The 17,771-nt window shown below is 50.5% G+C and carries 16 protein-coding genes; 1 reads left to right on the top strand and 15 read right to left on the bottom strand.

Annotated elements, in window-relative coordinates; all coding sequences use genetic code 11:
* Positions 1–117: 117 nt before the first annotated feature.
* Positions 118–1,146: an RNA polymerase sigma factor RpoS gene (rpoS, locus tag EZMO1_RS10345; protein ID WP_034873142.1), complete on the bottom strand. Its 1,029-nt coding sequence runs from the start codon at positions 1,144–1,146 to the stop codon at positions 118–120.
* A gap of 112 nt (positions 1,147–1,258) precedes the next feature.
* A complete protein-coding gene (locus tag EZMO1_RS10340; RefSeq protein WP_236631939.1) occupies positions 1,259–2,146 on the bottom strand; it encodes a peptidoglycan DD-metalloendopeptidase family protein in 888 nt (295 codons plus the stop codon).
* Positions 2,147–2,659: 513 nt separating this feature from the next.
* On the opposite strand from EZMO1_RS10340, the gene EZMO1_RS10335 reads away from it, so the two are divergent.
* On the top strand, positions 2,660–4,057 hold the full coding sequence (locus EZMO1_RS10335; RefSeq protein ID WP_061509430.1) for an IS110 family RNA-guided transposase: 1,398 nt from the start codon (positions 2,660–2,662) through the stop codon (positions 4,055–4,057).
* Positions 4,058–4,099: 42 nt separating this feature from the next.
* Here EZMO1_RS10335 and EZMO1_RS10330 read toward each other — a convergent pair whose 3' ends face one another.
* The 13 genes from EZMO1_RS10330 to EZMO1_RS10270 form a co-directional block, all read right to left on the bottom strand.
* Positions 4,100–5,026, bottom strand: coding sequence for a polyprenyl-phosphate transporter (locus EZMO1_RS10330; RefSeq protein ID WP_034873140.1), 927 nt, complete (start codon positions 5,024–5,026; stop codon positions 4,100–4,102).
* 82 nt (positions 5,027–5,108) lie between these two features.
* Entirely contained in the window at positions 5,109–5,774 is a 666-nt protein-coding gene (locus tag EZMO1_RS10325; RefSeq protein WP_034873139.1) for a protein-L-isoaspartate(D-aspartate) O-methyltransferase, read from the bottom strand.
* A gap of 3 nt (positions 5,775–5,777) precedes the next feature.
* Positions 5,778–6,521: a 5'/3'-nucleotidase SurE gene (gene surE / locus EZMO1_RS10320; protein WP_034873138.1), complete on the bottom strand. Its 744-nt coding sequence runs from the start codon at positions 6,519–6,521 to the stop codon at positions 5,778–5,780.
* Positions 6,502–7,560, bottom strand: a complete 1,059-nt coding sequence (truD, locus tag EZMO1_RS10315) for a tRNA pseudouridine(13) synthase TruD (protein ID WP_051789405.1) — start codon at positions 7,558–7,560, stop codon at positions 6,502–6,504. Before truD ends, surE begins: the two co-directional genes overlap by 20 nt.
* 51 nt (positions 7,561–7,611) lie before the next feature.
* Entirely contained in the window at positions 7,612–8,103 is a 492-nt protein-coding gene (gene ispF, locus EZMO1_RS10310; RefSeq protein ID WP_034873135.1) for a 2-C-methyl-D-erythritol 2,4-cyclodiphosphate synthase, read from the bottom strand.
* On the bottom strand, positions 8,103–8,837 hold the full coding sequence (gene ispD, locus EZMO1_RS10305; protein WP_051789404.1) for a 2-C-methyl-D-erythritol 4-phosphate cytidylyltransferase: 735 nt from the start codon (positions 8,835–8,837) through the stop codon (positions 8,103–8,105). The genes ispF and ispD overlap by 1 nt, the downstream gene beginning before the upstream one ends.
* Positions 8,838–8,905: 68 nt before the next feature.
* Positions 8,906–9,178, bottom strand: a complete 273-nt coding sequence (locus tag EZMO1_RS10300) for a septum formation initiator family protein (RefSeq protein WP_034873134.1) — start codon at positions 9,176–9,178, stop codon at positions 8,906–8,908.
* A gap of 151 nt (positions 9,179–9,329) precedes the next feature.
* Positions 9,330–10,622: a phosphopyruvate hydratase gene (gene eno, locus EZMO1_RS10295; protein WP_034873619.1), complete on the bottom strand. Its 1,293-nt coding sequence runs from the start codon at positions 10,620–10,622 to the stop codon at positions 9,330–9,332.
* Between the two features lie 586 nt (positions 10,623–11,208).
* A complete protein-coding gene (gene kdsA, locus EZMO1_RS10290; protein ID WP_034873617.1) occupies positions 11,209–12,060 on the bottom strand; it encodes a 3-deoxy-8-phosphooctulonate synthase in 852 nt (283 codons plus the stop codon).
* 117 nt (positions 12,061–12,177) lie between these two features.
* The gene (locus EZMO1_RS10285) at positions 12,178–13,803 is read right to left on the bottom strand and encodes a CTP synthase (RefSeq protein WP_034873133.1); all 1,626 of its coding nucleotides are present in this window, start codon (positions 13,801–13,803) and stop codon (positions 12,178–12,180) included.
* A gap of 119 nt (positions 13,804–13,922) precedes the next feature.
* Positions 13,923–15,359 carry a tRNA lysidine(34) synthetase TilS gene (tilS, locus tag EZMO1_RS10280; RefSeq protein ID WP_034873132.1) on the bottom strand — a complete coding sequence of 479 codons (1,437 nt, stop codon included), beginning with the start codon at positions 15,357–15,359 and terminating at the stop codon, positions 13,923–13,925.
* Positions 15,359–16,309: an acetyl-CoA carboxylase carboxyl transferase subunit alpha gene (accA, locus tag EZMO1_RS10275; protein WP_034873131.1), complete on the bottom strand. Its 951-nt coding sequence runs from the start codon at positions 16,307–16,309 to the stop codon at positions 15,359–15,361. Before accA ends, tilS begins: the two co-directional genes overlap by 1 nt.
* A gap of 226 nt (positions 16,310–16,535) precedes the next feature.
* On the bottom strand, positions 16,536–17,492 hold the full coding sequence (locus EZMO1_RS10270; RefSeq protein WP_034873130.1) for a hypothetical protein: 957 nt from the start codon (positions 17,490–17,492) through the stop codon (positions 16,536–16,538).
* Positions 17,493–17,771: the final 279 nt, after the last annotated feature.

The raw sequence follows: 17,771 nt of genomic DNA, 5'->3' as shown, positions 1-17,771 counted from the left end.
AACCACCTTTCTGACAGACTCTCCATACACCAAAAAAGCCATGTACCTGAACAGCACATGGCTTTTGTAATCATGTTCGGTTGCTTCGGACCCACTGTTTATTTGGACCCTCCCCTATCAACTGAACAGTGATTCTCCGGATAAACCCTGTTTTTCCAATATGCTCCGCAAACGCTTCAGGGCCTCAACCTGTATCTGGCTAACCCTTTCTCTGGTCAGCCCGATCTCTTTGCCCACTTCCTCCAGTGTGCTGGTTTCATAACCCCTCAAACCAAAGCGACGGGCGACTACTTCACGCTGCTTCTCCGACAATTCACCGAGCCATTTATCAAGGCTGTCATTCAGATCCAGATCTTGCAGCAATTCGGCAGGATCTGACTCCTTATCATCGGAAATAGTATCCAGTATGGATTTGTCCGAATCAGGCCCCAGCGGTGTATCCACCGATGTCACCCGTTCGTTCAGCCCCAGCATACGTTTAACGTCTTCTACAGGTTTATCCAGTAGCTGGGCAATTTCTTCCGGGGTTGGGTCATGATCAAGCTTCTGGGTCAGCTCACGGGCTGCACGCAGATAAACATTCAGTTCCTTAACCACATGAATAGGCAGACGAATAGTTCGGGTCTGATTCATTATCGCCCGTTCGATGGTCTGCCGTATCCACCAGGTGGCATAAGTCGAGAAGCGGAATCCTCGTTCAGGATCAAACTTTTCGACCGCACGGATAAGACCAAGATTACCCTCTTCAATCAGGTCCAGAAGTGTCAGCCCACGGTTAACATAACGACGGGAGATTTTTACCACCAGACGCAGATTACTCTCGATCATACGACGGCGACCCGCCTCAACCCCTTTTCGGGCAAGACGCGCGTAATGTACTTCCTCTTCCGGAGTCAACAACGGAGAGAAACCAATTTCATTCAGATATAACTGGGTCGCATCAATGGTTTTATAAAAGCCATCGTCATCACGTCGCTGGCGGGTATATTCAGTCGGGGAAGCAGCCGCCTTGGTGGTTTTGTTTGCCGCCTCCGGCGCTTCGTCGGGTTCTAACAGCCCGATGTCCGACAAATTCTCAATTTCATCCTGTCCCTGGATCATTTCCTCAGCAAAACCTTGCTCTGAGTCATCCCTCTTCGCTGCCATAAGAGTCAGTCCTATCCGAAAGTCCCACTCTACCGTTGAGTCAACACTGAACCTGACTGTCCAGATTTCTCAACTCCCGTGAGATCCCTCTACAGACGCTGTACTTCTCATCTCATCGTTTAGGCAGGAATCGCATGGGATCGACTGGTTTGCCATCACGCCGAATTTCGAAATGCAGCTTAGGCTCTGTAGTTCCTGTAGAACCTATTTCGGCTATCTTCTGGCCTGCTTTAACTGCGTCTCCCTCACCTACAAGCAGTTCCCTGTTATGAGCATATGCGCTCAGATAGCTGTTATTGTGCTTCATAATAATCAGCCTGCCATAGCCAGCCAGGTCACTACCTGCGTAGACCACCTCACCAGCAGCAGCTGCCATTACAGGCTCTCCCAAATTGCCATCGATATCAATCCCTTTGTTAACAGAACCTGACAAAGAAAAACCCTGAATAACTTTCCCCTTTGCTGGCCACCGCCAGGTAACTGTCTGAGGATTTGGACTGACTGAAGGCCTTTTTGATGCTGGCGATTTTTTAACCACTTGTTTTTGAGGTGTGGTGACAGGCTGCCTCTTCGGTGGCGGAGCAACAGGGCGGGCCCGTTGTTCCAGGGAGATATGCTGTCCGGGATGAATGATATAAGGTGAACGGATACTGTTATTGTCTGCCAGCTCGCGGAAGTCCCTGCCATAGAGCCAGGCAATGGAATACAGGGTCTCGTCTTTTCTGACAATATGGGTACCCGAAGTGATCCGGGGGGGCGATCGTAGCTCTTTGACCACAACACCTGATGGGTCATGACTGCAGGCTGTTAGTGTAAAAACAAGCAGTGCAATCAGGCTTATTTTTGAGCATACACTCAATTTAATTTGATGGCGCTCTGCGAACAAAACCATCTTCTTTATCCCAACATTCGCCACGTATGACCCACAGAATTTATAACTAAATTGATTTTTTATGGTCAAATTTAAGTCAAAAAAATATATACAAGTTGCCGGACTCATCTATGTTTCGTTTTTTATACAGATCATCCTTAACAGGCTAATAAACGTCCTGTTTGATAAAACATTAATACCCGCCATAAGACGCACGTCCACAAATACTCGCACAATGCCAATGGCAAGTCTCTGCTTTTGCAAAAACCTTACGGAAAAAGTCGGAACAACCGATTGAAAGGGCGCAGAAGGAACCAGCCGTACATAATGCTCAAACACAGAAGCATGCAATAAGCTTCATGCACGACTGATCATTGAAAGCGCTCCAAGCCGGGCCCCCGGCTGAACATCTATGAGTAACTTTTCTCCCAACTACTGCCTACATGCCTATGATAGAAAGGAAGACATACCCGGACCAGAGACCGTAAACACACTGGTGCCTTTTGCCCGTTCGAAAGCGTGGTCGGGGAGCTGGCGACAACATCACTGATGACGCAATATGCGATCTCGTTCGGAAGAATGCGAATCATCGACAGCCCCATATCCGGATATGCCTTCGCACGGAAGTATAGAGGGTAAACCATGTCTCGCCGCAGCAAATCCAACCGTTCCCATTCTGACAGAGTCAAAAAGCGTATTGCCGGACATCTGGAGAAAATCAATCTCTTTGCTGCTGGTATTGATATCGGGTCAGAGTCACATTTTGTTGCTGTGCCAGAAGAGTTAGATGAACAACCGGTGCGTTCGTTTGGCTGTTTTACCGCAGACCTTGAAGCTATGGCTGACTGGCTCGTAAAGCTTGGCATTACCACCGTTGTGATGGAGTCAACCGGAATTTACTGGATACCTGCGTTTGAAATACTGGAATCCCGGGGGCTTGATGTAAAACTGGTCAATGCACGACATGTAAAGAATGTTGCCGGACGTAAGTCTGACGTTCTGGACTGCCAATGGCTTTTGCAGTTACATACTTACGGATTGCTCAATGGCGCGTTCCGCCCGGATGAACAGGTTTGTTCATTGCGATCCTATAGACGACAACGTGACACTCTTGTTGGCTACCGTGCTTCCCACATCCAGCATATGCAAAAGGCACTTCGACAGATGAATCTGTTACTGGATAATGTGGTGACTGATATTACCGGAAAAACCGGTATGACTATTATCCGCGCCATACTGAATGGGCAGCGGAATCCTGTGGAGCTGGCCAGATATCGTGACAAGCACTGCAAAAAATCCGAGGAAGAAATCGCCAAATCCCTGAAGGGGCATTATCGGGATGAGCATGTATTTGCTCTGCGGCAAGCTGTTGAACTTTACGATACTTATGATGAAAAAATCAGGGCTTGTGACAAAGCTCTGGAACAGAAGCTCAACACATTTGACAGCAAAGATGATAAAGACTCTCAAAAGCCTTCTACGCCAGATAAGCCTTCAAAAAAACGGAAGTCCCGTTGCGCTCCAGACTTTGATGTGCGTTCAGAGCTCAACCGGGTGAGTGGTGTCGATCTGACTGATATCGACGGCATCGACGAAAATACGGCTCTGAAGATTGTTTCAGAAATCGGTTTGGATATGAGTCGATGGCCTTCCGCTAAACATTTTGCCTCCTGGTTAGGGCTCTGTCCCGGAACCAAAATATCCGGTGGTAAAGTTCTGAACCGGAAAACCAAGCGTTTGCCAGGCGCAGCCGCAACAGCATTCAGGTTGGCGGCTTATTCACTGACCAGATCAAAAAGTGCTTTGGGTGCTTATTACCGAAGAATGCGAAGCAAGCTTGGTGCTCCAAAGGCGATTACGGCAACAGCGCATAAGCTGGCAAGGCTGGTTTACAGTATGCTCAAGCATGGGAGCCAGTATGTAGATGAAGGTCAGGAATACTTTGAGCAGCGGTACAGAGAAAGAGTTTTGAAAACCCTGAAGCAGAAGGCTAAAGATATGGGCTTCACATTAACGCCGGTTGAAACTGCTGTCGGTTAGGGGCTTGCTAACCGGCGAGCTCATGGGGAGTTACTCAGAAGGTTACTTACGATGCCCCAGCCACTCGATCATCAGAAACATAATAATCGCCGCTGCCATGAGCAGCAGTCCCGGCATAAGGAAGGCGGGGGTTCCGGTCAGTGATTCATAGTTGAGTGGTGAAACATTCACTTCCAGAAAAGGCACTACCTCACCAGAACTGTTGATACGGGTTTCCAGCGTCTGCTTCCAGGGCCAGACTTTACCCAGTGCCCCCATCATCAGCCCCGTTAACAATGACAAAGCGAGATCGCGATGTTTTCGCAACAACCAGGACAGAACATGGGAGAAGCTTAACAACCCGACCACACAGCCTGAAGCAAATATTGCCAGCACAAACAGGTCAAAAGTTTTAACGGCCTGTAAAACCGTCGCGTATAAACCCATCAGCAATAGCAGAAAACTGCCGGATATTCCGGGCAAGATCATGGCACAGATCGCAATGGAACCGGCAAAGAACAGCATCACCGGTGTCGGTGTTAAACTGGCCGGCGTCAACGTACCAATCAGATAGGCCCCCACTGCCGCCAATACAAACAGCACTCCACCACCTATGCTGTAATGCTCTATCTGTCGAACCATATGCAAGCCGGAAACAAGTATTAGTCCGAAGAAAAACGACCAGATCAGTACAGGGTACTCAGCCAGAAGATAGCTGATCAGATGCGCAAAAGAGAGAATACTAATTAAAATGCCACTGAATACACACACCAGAAAAGTGCCGTCTACTTTCTTCCAGCAGGCTTTGATTCCCTCGTTTTTCAGCAACAACAATAACGTTGGGGAAAAGCTGCGCAGGGAATTCAACAAACGGTCATAAATACCGGTAATAAACGCAATGGTGCCACCCGACACACCGGGCACCACATCTGCAGCTCCCATTGCCATTCCCCTGAGTAAGAGCCCAAGGCAATCTGTTTTATCAGACATAGTCCTGTCGTCCTGAATTAAGCAGGCATTATTGATGCCTGAATGTCATTGTTAAACAAACGATTTATTGAAAGGTTAAAAGTTAGCGTACAACACCACTCAGCATAGGAACAAAACGGACAGGCTCCAGAACTTCCTGAGAAAACGCCTGCCCATGCCTGACCACCAGCAGCAGTTCCTGATGGTGGTCGCCTACAGGAATCACCAGACGCCCGCCGTCTTCAGACAACTGCTCCAGCAATTCAACCGGCACCTTACCCGGTGCCGCCGTCGCCATAATGCCATCAAATGGTGCCATCACCGGCCAACCCATAGTGCCGTCGCTCAATTTAAGATGCGCATTGCGTATGGCCAAACGACGCAACCGGACGCGGGCTTTTTCCTGCAGTGGCTTGATTCGCTCGACTGAATAGACCTTATTGACCAGCTGAGCGAGAACCGCTGTCTGATAACCGGAACCTGTCCCGACTTCCAGCACACTGTTTAAGGGCCCGTCAGCCAACAGTGCTTCGGTCATGCGCGCAACAATATAAGGCTGGGATAAAGTCTGGTTATGACCAATGGGCAGAGCCGTATCTTCATAGGCTCGCTGCGCCAATGCCTCATCCACAAAGATATGACGAGGCAGCTCACGCATGACATCCAGCACATCAGCAGACTCAATACCTTGTTGCGCCAGACGATTAATCAGCCGGTCACGGGTTCGCCGGGATGTCATTCCTATTCCCTTGAGTTCGGCATCCCTCATCCTTCAGTCTCCCAGCCAGTGTTGTACCTGAGTCAGCGTGTTATGGTCAGTCTGGTCATATTGCAGAGGCGTTATCGATACATACCCGGTGGTGATGGCATGAAAGTCCGTACCCTCTCCGGCGTCCTGCTCTTTACCCACCGGGGCAATCCACCAGGCTTCACGCCCCCGAGGATCAACCACTTTTAACGGTGCATCCGGCCGCTCGCGATGACCCAGACGAGTGACCTTTATTCCCTTTATATCGTCATAAGCACGATTTGGTACATTAACGTTCAGAACAGAGCCGGGTGGCAGCTTCAGCTGATCCAGTTTTCTGACCAGTTCAACAACCACCTGACCTGCCGCTGCAAAGCCTGCCTCACTGTCACCACAGAGAGACACGGCAATCGCCGGATAACGCATAAAACGACCTTCGAGCGCTGCCGCCACGGTACCGGAATACAGTACATCGTCACCGAGATTAGCACCGTGATTGATGCCGGAAATCACAATATCCGGCTTGTTTTCCAACAGAGCGTTGACAGCAAGATGCACACAGTCTACCGGCGTTCCGTCAATGGCATAAAAACCATTGCTTTGCCGACTTGGACGCAAGGGACGATTCAGTGTCAGTGCACTGCTGGCTGCCGTACAATTCCGGTCCGGTGCATAGACTGAACAGCGCCCCAGTCTCTGAAGATTTTGATGAAGAACCGTTAGCCCTCTGGCGGTGACGCCATCGTCATTACACAGCAGCAGGTTCAAAACGATCCCTCTCTTCACAGTGCAGAAGCTCTCTCAGTACCGATGTCGCAAAACACCCTTTAGGCAGTGTAAAGCTAATCTGAAGAGCGGCATCATCCAGCCACTGCCATTGCATCTGATCAGGCGTCAGGCGAATCCCGCGACGCTCCTGTTTCATGCGAGCGTCTTCCAGCCCCGATTTAAGCTCGGAGTAAGGCTCAAGCGTTGTCTGCTCCAGAGCCATGCAGTCAGCACCGGACAAGAGCTCACCTTCTCCCCAGAGCGGAGCCGTGAGCACGACGTCACCCCGGTCAATCCTTCCCATCAATGCCTCGTCATGATCTCTGAGAATCAGACTGCCACTGTCCTGGAAGCCCGGCACATCACCTTCGATATAAGTGAGCCAGTTATTCTGATGAACCCGTTCAGACACAATGCGATTAAACAGCCAGGCTCGTACGGCAGACAGGTACATGGAGCGTTTATTTTTGTGGGCACGAAACTCACCGGCAAACATTTTAACGGCTCGTTCAAGGTTCTCACCGCGCCGACCAAAGCGCTGTTCACCAAAGTAATTGGGAACGCCTCTGGCTGCGATGTTATCAAGCAAGGCATCCAGCTGCTCCCGGTCAGCCTCCACTTCTTTCAGGGTGATGATAAAGCGATTGCCTTTCAGTGCACCGGTTTTCAGTTTACGTCGGTGTCGGCTGACCTCAAGAATACGAATGTTTTCATCCTGAAAAGTGTTCCAGTCCGGTTCTTCCATACCCGGCATCCAGACACTGAACCACTGTCGGGTAATACCGTGACGATCCTTACGACCGGCATAGCTGACCGACAGTCGTTTTACCCGGGCAAATTTGGCGAGCCGTCCCGCCACCCAGTCGGTATTTTCACCCTGTTTTTCAACATAAAGCAGAACGTGTTCGCCCTCGCCGTCGGGTTCGAACGGTAATTGTTCTTCAACAATAAAGTCTTCAGGCTGCTCTTTAAACAGCGCTTTACCTGCAGGGCCACCCCATGCATAGGTCCAATCCATGGGATAGGAAAGATCACTCATTAGCTTATCACTTCAAATAAAAGCCGAATTACTTGTTCAGGAGAAATGTGTTCAGGCAAAATGGGCACGCTCGATCAGAACAACAGCGTGAACTGCTATACCTTCCTTACGACCGGTATAGCCCAGTTTTTCGGTGGTGGTGGCCTTGACGTTGACACAGTCAGGCTCAACCTTCATATCTTCAGCCAGATGACGCCGCATTGCCTCGATGTGTGGCGCCATCTTCGGCGCCTCAGCCACAATGGTTGAATCCAGATTAACGACAGAAAAACCTTTTTCTACCAGTAGTGCAACAACATGCCGCAACAGTTCACGACTGTTGATGCCTTTATAGCGAGGGTCTGTATCAGGAAAGTGTCGTCCAATATCACCCAGCGCTGCAGCACCCAGTAAAGCATCACAGACAGCATGCAGCAGTACATCCCCATCGGAATGCGCCAGCAGACGCTGAGGGCTGGGAATACTGACACCTCCCAGAATTATATGATCACCGTCGCCCGGTTCGGCAAAACGGTGCACATCAAAACCATGTCCTATTCGCATCAGACCGTCTCTATCAATTTTGCTTGTTGCTGAAGATACAGTGAAGCCAGGGCCAGATCCGAGGCCCGGGTCACTTTGATATTGTCCCCATGACCTTCAACCATTCGGGGTTTGTGACCGGCAAACTCCATAGCACTGGCTTCGTCGGTTATGTTAATACCTGCTTCCATTGCCTTGCCCAGTCCATCAATCAGCGGTTTCAAACGAAACATCTGGGGCGTCAGAGCATGCCAGAGGTTGTCACGATCAACGGTTTGCGACACCGCACCGTCATTATCAGATCGCTTCATGGTGTCTCTCACCGGCATACCCAGCAAACCGCCCACCGGATCCGTTTCAAGGGATTTCACCAGCCAGTCCAGATCCGACTGGCGAATGCATGGGCGAGCCACATCGTGTACCAGTACCCAGTCGGAGTCTTCAGCCAGCTCATCCAGCACGGCCAGACCATTCATCACCGAGTGATAACGCTCTTTGCCACCCTTTGCCAGAATAATGCGTGGATCACGCAGCAGAGCCACCTCGGGATAGTAGTCGTCATCAGCGCCCAGAACGACCACTATTTTCTCCAATAGCGGAAAATCCAGTAAGCGCTGCAGGGTATGTTCCATCAGGGTTTTGCCCTGAATTTCAAGATACTGCTTGGGCACATCGGCATTCATGCGACGTCCAACACCAGCAGCAGGGACAATAGCCCAGAGCCTGTCACGGGGAATTTCACGAGAACGAGTCATTGCGGTACTCACTATATATCCGGCGGACAATTAATCTGACAGACGATTTCGCCAGACAGCACGGGAAGTTAATCATAGATAAGGTAGAAGGTTTCGTCCTTGCGAACCATGCCCAGATCAAGACGGGCCTGCTCTTCAACGATTTCCAGTCCGTTCTGCAACTCGACAACCTCCGCTGCCAGCAGGCGGTTACGACGATACAGACGTTCATTTTCATTCTGCTGACGCTCTATCTGCTCGCGGGTGTAAAGAAGTTCTGTAATACTTCCTTCCCCGAACCAGAGCTGAGACTGCAGTAAAAGAAATGTGATGGTTAAAACCGAAATGACCACTCGTTGCATGTATTAATCCCTGAGCCACAGCCTTTCAGTCTAACAAACCACCGGCGCATGATAAAAGGCGCTAAACAGGCAGAAAGCAAAAAGGGAGGCAAAAATGCCTCCCTTTTATGGGGTTAACCCGGAATCACGCGAGGTGATTCAAGCAGCACTATCAAGCGCGCTTGAATTCAGCCAGACCGCGGTATGGAGCCTTTTCACCCAGAACTTCTTCGATGCGCAGCAGCTGATTGTACTTGGACACACGGTCAGAACGGCACAGGGAACCGGTCTTGATCTGGCCAGCCGCAGTACCTACCGCCAGGTCAGCGATGGTAGCGTCTTCGGTTTCACCGGAACGGTGAGAGATTACAGCGGTGTAACCAGCGTCTTTAGCCATCTTGATCGCTTCCAGAGTTTCGGTCAGGGAACCGATCTGGTTGAACTTGATCAGGATGGAGTTGGCGATACCCTTGTCGATACCTTCTTTCAGGATCTTGGTGTTGGTTACGAACAGGTCGTCACCAACGATCTGGATCTTGTCACCCAGAATGTCTGTCTGGTACTTGAAGCCGTCCCAGTCAGACTCGTCCAGACCGTCTTCGATAGAGATGATTGGGTACTCTTCGCACAGCTTGGCCAGGTAGTCAGAGAATTCGTTAGAGGAGAAGATCTTGCCTTCGCCCTTCATGTTGTACTGACCGTCAACGTAGAATTCGGAAGCTGCACAGTCCATCGCCAGAGTGATGTCGGAACCCAGCTTGTAGCCAGCCGCTTCAACCGCTTCCTTGATCACTGCCAGAGCGTCAGCGTTGGAAGCCAGGTTAGGCGCGAAACCACCTTCGTCACCTACTGCAGTGTTCAGGCCTTTAGCAGACAGTACTTTCTTCAGAGCGTGGAATACTTCAGCACCCATGCGCAGACCTTCAGAGAAAGTCTTGGCAGAAACAGGCTGAATCATGAATTCCTGAATGTCTACGTTGTTGTCAGCGTGCTCACCACCGTTCAGGATGTTCATCATAGGAACAGGCATGGTGAACTGACCGGAAGTACCGTTCAGGTCAGCAATGTGCTGATACAGAGGGATGTTCTTGGAAGTAGCAGCGGCTTTAGCAGCAGCCAGGGAAACCGCCAGAATAGCGTTCGCACCCAGTACTTCCTTGTTGTCAGTACCGTCCAGCTCGATCATCGCCAGATCCAGACCTTTCTGGTCCAGAGCATCGCGACCCAGCAGGGCTTCACGGATTGGGCCGTTTACGTTGGCAACTGCCTTCAGAACGCCCTTGCCCAGGTAGCGGGACTTGTCGCCGTCACGCAGTTCCAGAGCTTCGCGGGAACCAGTGGAAGCACCGGAAGGAGCCGCCGCACGACCCATAGCACCGGATTCCAGAGTAACGTCAACTTCTACAGTTGGGTTACCGCGGGAGTCCATGATCTCGCGACCTTTGATTTCAACAATCTTAGACATGGTATTTTCTCTCAGCATCTTCTCATTAAAGAGAAACGTAAGGGGGAACTTAATCCAGTAGCAGCGCATCAGTGAAAGAGATACTTAAAACATAGCTCAACACGAAGAGCCCTGCTTCTGCAAAAAAATCTGTCGTGCCTGACCGGTATCGGGCGGACTGCCGTCCGAACCAGAGTCCTGAACGGGCAAAGCCGGAAATACTACCTGATTCCCTGACCGAAAGTACCGAACCAGTGATGGATATTTCGCCACATCGTGCGAACCATTGACGCAGGTCAACGAGCGCAACTGCGTGGCTACAAGCCCCGTAATTAGGCTGCATCACCCATTTGACGACGCAACTATACCAACTCTCGGGCGGTTATCAACTATTGCAGAATCGGACATTCTCTCGCTTGAAAACGCACACTCAAACACAGCAAATATCACAAAGATAGAAGAAATATCCGAGAAAAACAGAGAAGAGAAAAACAAAAAGTGAGCGTGCCGGGAGTGAACCTTTAAGCTTCACACCCCAACACGTAAACAGAATGGAACTACAACTTAGCTGGACAACTAATAGCTGGACAACTAAAAGGACAAGATCTTAATGAGTATCCAGCTCAGGAAAAGACTTCACGGTGTCGTCAATCGCCTTGATTTGGGTCAGGAAGCCTTCCAGCTGCGAGAGACGCAAAGCGGAAGGACCGTCGCAACGCGCAGTATCCGGATCAGGGTGTGCCTCAATAAACAGTCCTGCCAGACGGGTTGCCATACCCGCCAGAGACAACTCGGTCACCTGATGACGACGACCACCGGAAGCAGCCCCCATCGGGTCACGATACTGCAGAGCATGAGTCGCATCAAAAATCACAGGCAGACCCTTGCTGACTTCTTTCATGGTACGGAATCCCAACATATCAACCACAAGGTTGTCATAGCCGTAGCAGGTACCACGCTCGCACAGAATCACCTTCTCATTACCGGCTTCGGCAAACTTCTCGGCAATATTGCCCATCTGCCCCGGACTCATGAACTGAGGCTTTTTGACGTTGATCACAGCACCGGTCTTTGCCATAGCAACAACCAGATCGGTCTGGCGCGCCAGAAACGCAGGCAGTTGAATAATATCAACGACATCGGCCACCGGCTGACACTGATCTTCCGTATGGACATCGGTAATAATGGGCATGCCAAAGGTCTCTTTCAGCTCCTGAAAGATTTTCAGACCCTCTTCCATACCCGGGCCGCGGTAAGAGTGAACAGACGAACGATTGGCCTTATCAAAAGATGCCTTGAAGATATAGGGGATACCCAGCTTTTCAGTCACCTTGACGTAATGCTCGGCAATGGTCATGGCCAGGTCACGGGACTCCAGCACATTCATACCGCCAAACAACACAAAGGGCTTATCGTTGGCCACCTGAACGTCGCCAACATTTATGATCTTCTGTTCCATAACTATTCCTTTTTCTACAGACGTTTCTGCAAACCTGAAAACAAGAATGCCGCCGTCTGAAAGCAGAGTCGGCGGCATTCTATAGCACCAGCGATTTAGATCACAAGCGCTTTGATATTACTGGTCCTGATGTTTCAGCGCAGCTTCAATGAAGGCAGTGAACAGGCCATGACCGTAACGAGGCGTTGAAGTGAACTCCGGATGGAACTGACAGGCAACAAACCATGGATGGTTTGGCGCTTCAACCATTTCAACCAGAGCGTTATCCACAGAGCGACCCGCAATCACCAGACCAGCCTTTTCCAGCTGACCGACATAATTGTTGTTCACTTCATAACGATGACGATGACGCTCGGTGATCATATCAGCACCGTAAGCGCTGTGAGCGTGGGTACCCGCTGTCAGATTACAGTCCTGCGCACCCAGACGCATGGTACCACCCAGATCAGACTGTTCGGTACGGGTCTCGACCTGACCTTCCGCGTCCAGCCATTCAGTAATCAGGCCCACCACCGGATGCTCGGCCTTGCTGTCAAACTCGGTACTGTTCGCACCTTTCAGACCTGCAACGTTACGAGCGTACTCGATCACAGCCACCTGCATACCCAGACAAATACCCAGGAAAGGAATATTGTTTTCACGGGCGTGACGAACAGCTTCGATCTTGCCTTCCACACCGCGATGACCGAAGCCACCCGGCACCAGAATGGCGCTCACCCCTTCCAGACGACTCAGACCTTCCTGCTCGAGAACTTCTGAATCGATGTAACGGATGTTTACCTTGGTACGAGTCTTCAGACCAGCGTGTTTAACGGCTTCAATCAGGGACTTGTAGGCATCCAGAAGCTCCATGTACTTGCCCACCATGGCAATGGTCACTTCTTTTTCAGGGTTCAGGTCACGATCAACAACATCCGCCCATTCAGCCAGATCGGCCGGAGGGCAATCCAGGCGCAGCTGATCAACAACGTACTGATCCAGCCCCTGATCGTGCAGCATTTCCGGAATGCGATAGATAGTATCAGCATCTTCCAGAGAGATAACCGCACGCTCTTCAACGTTGGTAAACAGGGAAATCTTGCGTCGGGCAGAGGCCTCAATGAACTGTTCACTGCGGCACACCAGAATGTCTGGCTGCAGACCAATGGAACGCAACTCTTTCACCGAGTGCTGGGTTGGCTTGGTTTTGGTCTCACCGGCTGTTTTGATATAAGGCACCAGAGTCAGATGCATCAGCATAGCGCGGCTGGAACCCAGCTCTACTTTCAACTGGCGGATGGCTTCCAGGAACGGCTGCGATTCGATATCGCCCACGGTACCACCCACTTCAACCATAGCGATATCAGCATCACCGGCACCCTGCACCACACGGCGCTTGATTTCATCGGTGATATGAGGAATTACCTGAACGGTGCCACCGAGATAATCACCACGACGCTCTTTACGCAGTACGTCCTGATAAATACGACCAGAGGTAAAGTTATTACCCTGTTTCATGGTGGTGCGGATAAAACGCTCGTAGTGACCCAGGTCAAGGTCGGTTTCAGCACCGTCTTCAGTGACAAATACTTCACCGTGCTGGAACGGGCTCATCGTGCCGGGATCGACATTGATGTAAGGATCCAGCTTGAGCATCGTCACCTTCAGGCCTCGTGCCTCAAGGATGGCGGCCAGAGATGCGGAGGCAATGCCTTTACCCAGTGAGGAAACAACACCACCTGTGACGAAAATATAACGCGTCATTAGTTTATGCAGACTCTTTAAAAAGCGGGAAAAAAAAGAATACTCAAGATGGGAGATCAGGATACCAAAAGTGTTATAAAACGTAAAACAGGAACGGCCTTTTTTCGCTCAAAATGCGGTCAATACCGACCTTCATAAGGATCAAACTGCCAATAAGCCACAATGCTTATAGCATTAATATCTAACGGTGTTCCCTGCCTGTTTAACGCTTCAGAATCGCACTGCCAGAGTCCGGCTGCACACACCATCTCATCATTAAAATAAAGAAAGGGCACCCGGTCTCTCAGCCACGGCGGCACCCGGTAATCCTGCAACCACCGTTTAACCGACTTACTCCCCTGCCTGCCTGCCACTCTTATTTTCGAGCTCTCAGGCAGATTGTGGCGAAAACGAACCGACACTGTCTTGAATCGTCGGGCTACGTTGTCTGACAAAACAATCCGGCCAGAAGCAGGCACCATCAGCTCAGGCTGATCCTCACACGCCCACTCAATCACAGCGGTGCCGAAAGGCTGCAAAACCGGTACAAGGACAAGATAACCGCTAAAGCGACGAATCGCATAATCACCCAGTTTCATCTCGGGCTCGGCATCTTCACGACAGTGAACCACCTCTGTCAACAGAGTTTCCAGCAGTGAACGATCCGGCATCAACAGGCCTTTCTGCTTCAGCCAGTAACGCACGACCCGCATTGCCATGTGATCCGGCAACGCCAGCAATGAGTCAATTTGAATAACCTGTCCGGCATTCCAGTAGGCTGGCGCAGCCACCAGCACCGATTCTGCGGCAGCGGTGACCGCCTGCTGCATACTTTCCTGAACGGCCTGAACCTCGCGGGACAGTGCTGCAAGACGTTCCGAAACGCCGGGCCAGCGTCGCTCAATCTCCGGTACCAGACTCTGCCGCAGATAGTTTCGGGCAAAACGCTGATCTGTATTGGACTCATCTTCAATATGACCGAGCTGATACTCGGCTGCATAAGCTTCAATCGCCGCCTTGGATACGGACAACAAAGGTCTGAGCAATTGCCCTGTTCCAAGAGAGCGATTCACAGGGATACCGGCCAGACCATCCAGACCGGAGCCACGAAACAACCGGAACAGCAGGGTTTCCGCCTGATCGTCCCGATGATGCCCCTGCAACAGGCAGCCCTGCTCCGACAGACACTCTTCAAAGACCCGGTAGCGCATAACACGGGCAGCCTGCTCTACACCATCGCCAGAGGCTTCACTGATATCAACCTGCCGAACCGTCAAGGGCACCTGCCATTGCCGGCAAAGATGCTCACAGTGTTCAGCCCAACTGTCCGCATTAATACTCAGGCCATGATGAACATGAATGGCAGACAAAGAATGAATGACACCGGCATCACGCAATCGCACCATTGCATGCAGCAGAACGGTAGAATCCACCCCTCCACTGAAGGCAACAACAAAGTGAGGCGACGGCAAGGAAAATGTTGAGGAACAATCGGTGAATGATTCAATCGCAGAACAGACACTTGCCACCAGTGGTGAAAGCGCCTGTTTCAAGGAAGATTCAGAAGACAGGGACATTAAACAGAACCGTAGTACCTGATACGCTTGTAGCGCTGATCCAGCAGAGTGTCGATATCCAGTTCACACAGTCGATCCAGCTCGGCACCGAGCACTTCACCCAGACTGGCTGCTGCCACCGCCTGACTGCGATGCGCTCCACCCAAAGGCTCAGGCACCAAATGGTCCACCAGACCCAGCTCTTTCAGGCGTTCAGCGGTTACACCCATGGCTTCGGCAGCCACTGATGCGTATTCTGCTTTTTTCCACAGAATCGAGGCGCAGCCTTCCGGCGATATTACGGAATAGGTGGAATAGCCCATCATGATCAGAGAATCACAGACACCAATCGCCAGAGCCCCACCGGAACCACCTTCACCAATGACCGTAGAGATCACCGGCACTTTCAACCGGGACATGACGGCCAGATTATAGGCAATGGCTTCACTCTGCCCCCGCTCTTCCGCACCAATGCCCGGATAGGCACCCGGCGTATCGATAAAGGTCAGAATCGGCATATTGAAACGTTCGGCCATTTCCATCAGACGGCAGGCTTTACGATAACCTTCCGGCTTGGGCATCCCGAAATTACGACGCACCTTTTCTTCGATTTCCCGCCCTTTCTGATGACCAATCACCATCACCGGACGACCATTCAAACGGGCCATACCACCAACAATGGACGGATCATCGGCGAAGTGCCGGTCGCCATGAAGTTCATCAAACTCGGTAAACAAATGCCCGATGTAATCCAGCGTGTAGGGACGACGGGGATGACGAGCCAGCTGGGCCACTTGCCAGGGCGACAGGTCAGAAAAAATCTGCTGGGTCAGAGTGTTACACTTCTCCTGCAGATTGCTGATTTCTTCCGTAATATTCAGTTCTGCATCACTGCTGACCAGACGCAGCTCTTCGATTTTCGCTTCCAGTTCAGCGATCGGCTGTTCAAATTCCAGATAATTCGGGTTCATAGAATCCACTTAAATTCTTCAGAAACCTGCACGATTCAGCCGGCAGGTTCTTTGTGCCTCAGCATGCAGTGCCATGCGCGCTGTCGGTTTTGGCCGCGGCAGCGCCAGCTTCAGGCATCAAAATACGTAAAAGCAACAGACATGTCGAGTTAAAAAACGTAAACATCCGTTATCCGGTTATACATCAGACCATCAAACCTTCAGTGTCTGACGTAAGCATTGGCAGTCACACACCTTTTCCTTCCTGCTCCCGAATCACCTTTGCCCACTGATCTTCCGCTATCTTGCTGACAAGCCCAACAGCATCACTGTCGTCATCCCAACCGGGGATACCTTTGCTGCTTTTCAGCAAATAAGCTGTATCGACCATATCCTGAAATAGAATTTGATCCTGTTTTGACAGGTCGTTATAGAGTTGACCAACCTCTGCCGAATCCAGTTTGTGGTAAGGCTCTTTCAGAAGACTTCTGAAGACATCCACCATTGCAGTACCGGCGTTTTCAACCTTTAGCGCGTTATCGTCAACAGGTTTTTTATGAATATCACTGACTACCGCCTGTCCAGAACGCTCTTTCTTAATTTCGCGTGACAAATCAATGTTATATCGTGCCTGACCGGCATAGCTCTGCAATTGTTTTTTTAACAGTTTGTCATTTAAAACCGTCAGGGCCTGTTCAGGCAAATCATCCGACTTTGATAGCTGCCTCAGCGTTTCCAGAGACCGCTCTTCAAGAAGGTCTGCGACTACAACATCATTTTTATACAACTCAAGCCGCTTTATGACTTCTTTATTCAATTGCTTTGAATCCTGCTGTTCAGCTTTCTTCTGGACAACGGGCTGACTGACTGGACCAAAGCCATCAAACCAGGGCTCATCTGCTGACGCAGCTTCTTCAGACCCTGTATCGAATGCCGAACGGATCAACGCATCAACCTGAGGGGCTTCCTTATTAACCTTTCGGCTTTTAAGGGGAATATCGGCGACAACTGAAGGCGCCGCTTCTGAGGAAGCGCTATTAGCACTTTGTCTCTGCAACTTGGTCGGTGTTATGTTCCTTCCCCATTTCGGCTTCAGGCTCTCTTTAAGCCTTTTGACTTTGTTATCAATTTTCAGCTTTTTGAAAACTTTACTGACACCAGTACGCAACTTGAACGGACGGCCTGATGGCCCATTGATAGCCATATGTCTCCCTGCCCATTTGAGTACTTAACTGATATTACGCACCTTAAACGAAGGAATCAGGGCTACAGAGCAATGACCTCGTTCGGAAATCTTGATGATTCGTAGAGGGTGCGTAACTCCAGTATTTAATATAAGTCGTCCATTATGCGCCATTGCGTAGTCTGGATCGTTAAACCTTAAGTACTCAACCATACGAAATCAAACCGGAGCAACAAAGAAGAACAAAGAAGAACAAAGAAAAACAAAGAAGAACAAAGAAGAACAAAGAAGAACAAATAC

The sequence above is a fragment of the Endozoicomonas montiporae CL-33 genome (genome assembly GCF_001583435.1).
Lineage (GTDB): Bacteria > Pseudomonadota > Gammaproteobacteria > Pseudomonadales > Endozoicomonadaceae > Endozoicomonas_A > Endozoicomonas_A montiporae.
Note: the sequence above shows the minus strand (reverse complement) of the source record. Positions and strands in the feature narration are given on the sequence as shown.